This window comes from Streptomyces albicerus, from assembly GCF_008905045.1.
Lineage (GTDB): Bacteria > Actinomycetota > Actinomycetes > Streptomycetales > Streptomycetaceae > Streptomyces > Streptomyces albicerus.
In genome coordinates this window covers 1-4745 of sequence record NZ_VWMY01000172.1, presented here as the reverse complement: position 1 = coordinate 4745, position 4745 = coordinate 1, and the positions used below count along the sequence as shown (strand labels likewise).

The 4745-nt window shown below is 68.8% G+C and carries 9 protein-coding genes; 7 read left to right on the top strand and 2 right to left on the bottom strand.

Going from position 1 to position 4745, the window contains the following annotated elements; genetic code table 11:
* Window positions 1–207 precede the first annotated feature (207 nt).
* The 7 genes from GAS53_RS54540 (at window position 208) to GAS53_RS54510 (ending at window position 3943) form a co-directional block, all read left to right on the top strand.
* Window positions 208–486, top strand: coding sequence for a hypothetical protein (locus tag GAS53_RS54540; protein WP_151485255.1), 279 nt, complete (start codon window positions 208–210; stop codon window positions 484–486).
* Window positions 487–624: 138 nt separating this feature from the next.
* Window positions 625–975: an ANTAR domain-containing protein gene (locus GAS53_RS54535; RefSeq protein ID WP_225859727.1), complete on the top strand. Its 351-nt coding sequence runs from the start codon at window positions 625–627 to the stop codon at window positions 973–975.
* A gap of 8 nt (window positions 976–983) precedes the next feature.
* On the top strand, window positions 984–1115 hold the full coding sequence (locus GAS53_RS54530; protein ID WP_404829455.1) for a hypothetical protein: 132 nt from the start codon (window positions 984–986) through the stop codon (window positions 1113–1115).
* Window positions 1116–1155: 40 nt separating this feature from the next.
* Window positions 1156–1515, top strand: a complete 360-nt coding sequence (locus GAS53_RS54525) for an ANTAR domain-containing protein (RefSeq protein ID WP_151485253.1) — start codon at window positions 1156–1158, stop codon at window positions 1513–1515.
* A gap of 55 nt (window positions 1516–1570) precedes the next feature.
* The gene (locus GAS53_RS54520; protein WP_151485252.1) at window positions 1571–2419 is read left to right on the top strand and encodes a YihY/virulence factor BrkB family protein; all 849 of its coding nucleotides are present in this window, start codon (window positions 1571–1573) and stop codon (window positions 2417–2419) included.
* A gap of 221 nt (window positions 2420–2640) precedes the next feature.
* Window positions 2641–3474 carry a DUF1206 domain-containing protein gene (locus tag GAS53_RS54515; RefSeq protein WP_151485251.1) on the top strand — a complete coding sequence of 278 codons (834 nt, stop codon included), beginning with the start codon at window positions 2641–2643 and terminating at the stop codon, window positions 3472–3474.
* Window positions 3475–3655: 181 nt separating this feature from the next.
* On the top strand, window positions 3656–3943 hold the full coding sequence (locus GAS53_RS54510; RefSeq protein WP_151485250.1) for a hypothetical protein: 288 nt from the start codon (window positions 3656–3658) through the stop codon (window positions 3941–3943).
* On the opposite strand, the gene GAS53_RS58735 is transcribed toward GAS53_RS54510, so the two are convergent.
* Both GAS53_RS58735 and GAS53_RS54500 read right to left on the bottom strand, forming a co-directional pair.
* On the bottom strand, window positions 3930–4139 hold the full coding sequence (locus GAS53_RS58735) for an STAS domain-containing protein (RefSeq protein ID WP_225859726.1): 210 nt from the start codon (window positions 4137–4139) through the stop codon (window positions 3930–3932). The two genes, GAS53_RS54510 and GAS53_RS58735, sit on opposite strands and share 14 nt — an antisense overlap.
* Window positions 4140–4305: 166 nt before the next feature.
* Window positions 4306–4745: ANTAR domain-containing response regulator (locus tag GAS53_RS54500; RefSeq protein ID WP_151485249.1), on the bottom strand; the 440-nt coding region annotated here is incomplete at its 5' end.

Below are 4745 nucleotides of genomic sequence, written 5' to 3'. Positions count from 1 at the left end.
GAGAGGTGTTCGACGCTGCCGGGGGCTCGGGCCGTACCGCACACGCTAGCCCTCACCGCGCCCCCTGGACAGATGTCAAGTGGCCATCTGTCCAGGGCGGAAGACCGTTACATGGGGCGCTATCCGCAATCTCGGGGGAGGGTTACGCTGTTCGTACAGGCCCGGGCCCCCGGCAGTGATGCACCGTTCCGCTCCGGGAGGTCTGCCGTGTTCGTTCTGCTTCTCATCCTGATCTTGGTCTTGTTCGGCCTCGGTTTCATCAACCCCATCTGGTGGGTGGCCGCGGCCGTGCTGGTCTTCGGCGCCACCCGGCACGGCCGTGACCGTGGCGGGGGCTGGATCCGTGGTGACGGTTCCGATGCCGGGCAGTACCGGGACTACGAGCACCGCCGGGATCGTCAGGACCGCTGGGACCGTCGCTACAGCCGTCGGCACCGGGCGCGCTGGAGGCGTGAGGACCGTCGGGACTACGAACGCCGCGGGTGAGCGATGAAGTTGCCCGACATCCAGAGATTCCGGGACGGCTTCCGCCCAGCCGGACGCGCCGAAATCGTCGAGAGGTACGTGCCATGCAGCGCACAACCATGCTTCCGGAGAATTGGTTGGGATCTGAGGGCCGAGGCCGTGGCGGGGAATGCGGACGGTCAGGATGTCGTCGCGCTGCGCGCCGAGAATGATCAGCTGCGGCGGGCGCTGGCCGGCCGTGCGGTCATCGACCAGGCGTGCGGCATGGTGATGGTCCTGGCCCCCTGCCGCCGTGGGCCGGCCAGGAACCTGCTGGTGGACATGGCACGGCAGTGCAACACCAAACTTCCGGAGGTGGCCGTGGCCGTGGTCGCCGCCTGGGAGGGTGAGCCGCTCTCACGGCTGATGCAGCGGGCGCTGCGGCGTGCGCTGCGGCGGCTCTACGCGGAAGACCGGGGGTGCGACTCACGACCGACAGATGAGACGTCCGGCTCAAGGCCGGCTATGTGAGAACGCTGGTGAAGCAGGCTCCTTCCATCGGAATCGACGGCCTGCTGCCCGCCGACCGGGAGAAAGCGATCTTCAAGGACTACGGCCTGCCCTATCAGCCCGGTGCGGCGGCGGGCGAGAGGCAACTGGCGCGCCGCTGACCACCCATAGGCACGACGACTGCGTTGTGAGGTACGCACCATGCACCAGCTGACCACGCCCCGCGAGGAACAGCCGCTGTTGACGGCTGTGACGTCGATGGGAAACGCGGCCCTGGCTGTCGAGGTTCTCGAACTACGCGTCAAAAATGAGCAGTTGAGCCAGGCGCTGGTGAGTCGTGCGGTGATCGACCAGGCGCGCGGCATGGTGATGGTCCTGGCACCGTGTTCCAGCGAGCGGGCCTGGGACCTGCTCGTGGACGTGTCGCAGCACTGCAACGTCAAACTCCGCGACGTGGCTGCGGCCCTGGTCGCCACCACGAAGGGCCAGGAGTTCCCGGAGGCGATACGGCGCGAGTGGGCTCGCGCGTTGCGGCGCCTTCACGCGCTGGAGCGGCGGTGACGGCTCGCGCGTGCACGGCTGTCGGTGATGTCGCCACATGTGATAGTCGACCTGCATGCCGAAGAAGTCTTCCGGGGCCGCGGACCGCTCGTCTGTGTCGGTATGGCTGTGCCGTGTGATCCGCGATTCGCCGGCCGAGCGCGGATGGCGGCGGAGCAGAGAGATCGAACTGGGGTCGAGGTCGCTGGGTTTTGCGGCGCTCGGCTTCCTCACGCTGGTGCCCTTGCTGATCGTTGTCTCGGCGGCTGATCCGGCGCACGGGCGGGGGTTCGCGCAGTGGCTGGGGGACGGGCTCGGCGTGTCGAGGGCCGCCAGGGAGGAGGTCGGGAAGTTGTTCGCGTGGCCCGGCCAGGTGCTGGAGACCACGACTGCTTTCGGCCTTGCCGCCCTGGCTGTCTTCGGTCTGGGTTTCGGGGCGGCGGTGCAGACCGGCTACGAGAAGATCTGGGAGTTGCCTCCGGCCCGCTGGTACGCCAGATGGCGGCACGTGCTGTGGCTCGCTGTGCTCGTCGGGTCCCTCTACCTGACCGCCACCACCACACTGTGGCGCCATTCACCGGCCGGCACGCTGGCCGCCACACTGAGCGCCGTCCTGTTCTTCTGGTGGTCGCAGCGGATGCTGCTCGGCGGGCGGATCGCCTGGAACGCTCTCCTTCCCGGCGCGGTGGTATCGGCGCTCGGGCTGCTCGGTCTTCGGGTCTTCTCCCGTCTCGTCTTCTCACCGCTGATCGCATCCAGTGCCGTCACCTACGGTCCGTTCGGAACCGTCCTGGTCGTCCAGTCCTGGCTGGTCGGTGTGGGCGTCGTCGTCTTCGGCGCTGCGCTGGCGGGCCGCCTGCTGCACGAGGAACTCCCCCGCGTGGCACAGGCCCTGAGACAGGGCGCACGGCGACGACGGCCCTGAGGCCGGGACAACCGCGGGAGTTCCTCGTGCAGCGCAGACGCCGGCAGCGGGCCCAGGCCGGGAGTGGCCAGTGCTGTGCCGGTGACGCCCAGGACGATGACCGATGACTCAGTTGGTGCCCCTCCGGCTGTCACTCGTCGAGTGCGCGCATCAAACCCCCGGCCCGGGGCACTTGGGGGCGGGGGACGCGCATCGCGCGCCCACGCCATGGGGAGGACATCGTGACCTCGTCCAACACGCAAGGGCGCGGCCAGGCCGCGAAGTCCGCGGCCCGTTCCACCCAGAACGAGACGCTGACTGCCGCAGGACGAGCGGGGTTCGTCGCCCGCGGCATCGTGTACGTACTGATCGGTGCCCTCGCCATTCGGATTGCTCTCGGCAGCGGAGGGGAGTCGGCTGACCGGCAGGGCGCGCTGGCTCAGGTCGCGGCGCAGCCCTTCGGGGAGGTGATGCTGTGGGCGATGGTGGTCGGCTTCGGATGCATGGCGTTGTGGCGGGGTACCCGCGCGCTCCTCACCAGGGGTCCTCGGCGGAAGGTGGGTTCGCGAGTCCTTGACGGCGGGCGGGCGGTCTTCTACGCCTTCGTCTGCTGGGCCACCGCCGCGTACGCTGCCGGGGGCGGCCAGGGTTCCAGTGGCAACGCGCAGTCGCAGGACTGGACGGCATCGGCGCTCAAACTGTCGTACGGCCGGGTGCTGGTGGGTGCCGCGGGCTGCTTGCTGATCGGTATCGGCGGGGTACTCGCCGTCCGGGCGGCCATGCGGCGCTTCCTGAAGCAGCTGGACACCGGCACCATGAGCCACCGTACGAAGCAGGTCGTCACCGCTCTGGGCGTGGTCGGAGGCGTGGCACGGGGCGTGGTGTTCGCGGCGGCCGGGACATTCATCCTGGTGGCAGCCGTCCGCTTCGACCCGAACGAGGCCAAGGGCGTGGACGCGACGCTCCGGAGCTTCACGCAGACACCGGTGGGACCGTGGCTCCTGGTCGCCGTCGCGATCGGGCTGATTCTCTTCGGCGTCTTCTCCTTCGCCTCGGCGCGCTGGCGCCACCTGTAACACGGTGACCCAGGCCAGATCTGCCAGATCCTCCCGCAGGCTCGTCCTTGGACCGGGCCGTCACCACACGGGTTCGAGACAGCAGGGACGGCAGGGGCGAGTTGATGCAGCGCCTCTGAACAGGCCACGGGCGGTGGGGGCCGCGAGGTTTCAACTCTGCTGTAAGGGCTAGTCGTTGGACATGTCCAGACGCTACGGCGGCAACCCCGCGGGGACGGTCATCCTCCTCATCGCGGACATCACGGCACTGATCCTGATCCTGTGGATCGTCTTCTACCTGTTCGACGCCAACACCGCCAACGATGCGGTCTCCTGGGTCCACGACGCGGCGAACTGGCTCTCGGGCTGGTCGCACGACCTGTTCACCATCGACTCGGACAACTGGCGCACCGTGGTCACCTACGGCCTGCCCGCTGTCGTCTACCTGCTCATCGGTCACGCGGTGGCCGGCCGGGTCAACCGGACCTAGCCTCCCTCCGCCGAAGCGCAGCCGCGCGTAGAACATCGGGCGGGACGGCCGCCATCGGCTGCAGGATCCGCCGCAACGGCTCGGGCACACACGCCAGCACCAGCACAACCCCGCACTCGGCCGCCTGCCGCCAGGCTCCGAGCAGGACGTTCAGCCCGGCCGAGTCACAGAACGAGACATTGGACAGGTTCAGCACGATGAAGAGGTTTGTTTGTCCCGCGAGAGCAGTTCCTTGAACCGCGGGCGAAACACCGGGTCGGTCAGGTAGTCCATCTCGCCGTTGACCCTCGCTACCAGGCAGCGGCCGGAGGCGATCGTCTCGACCGGGGCAGCTGCGTGCGTTCGCCGCCTCGGCGGCGGTGTCAGGGCACCAGGCCGTGAAGGGGTTCCGTGCCGTCGATGAAGGCGCGGGCCACGTCGGACAGGCGTCGGTTGTGGGCGCGGGCGTAGCCACGCAGTGCGGTGAACGCCTGTTCCATGTCGATGCCCTGGCGTTCGGCGAGTTTCCCCTTGGCCTGCTCGATCAGCACGCGGCTGTTCAACGCTGTCTGCAGTTGTTCGTTGAGCACGGTGCTGCGGTGGGTGGTGCGTTGTTGCAGGAGGCTGATGGTGGCGACGTCGGCCAGGGCCTGGCCGATGAGGGTGGCGGCAGGATCGAAAGGGCCGGGGTCGGCGCGGAAGAGGTTCAGAGCGCCGACGGTCTCGTCCCGCAGGCGCATGGGCAGGGCCTGGACCGCGCCGAAGCCGCTGCGGTGGGCCGCTGTGGCGAAGTGCGGCCAGCGGTCGACCTCGCGGGTCAGGT

Excerpts from the sequence above, each read along its gene's own strand:
- GAS53_RS54520 (WP_151485252.1), top strand. The coding sequence starts at position 1,571 with ATGCCGAAGAAGTCTTCCGGGGCCGCGGACCGCTCGTCTGTGTCGGTA.
- GAS53_RS54510 (WP_151485250.1), top strand. The coding sequence starts at position 3,656 with ATGTCCAGACGCTACGGCGGCAACCCCGCGGGGACGGTCATCCTCCTC.
- GAS53_RS54525 (WP_151485253.1), top strand. The coding sequence starts at position 1,156 with ATGCACCAGCTGACCACGCCCCGCGAGGAACAGCCGCTGTTGACGGCT.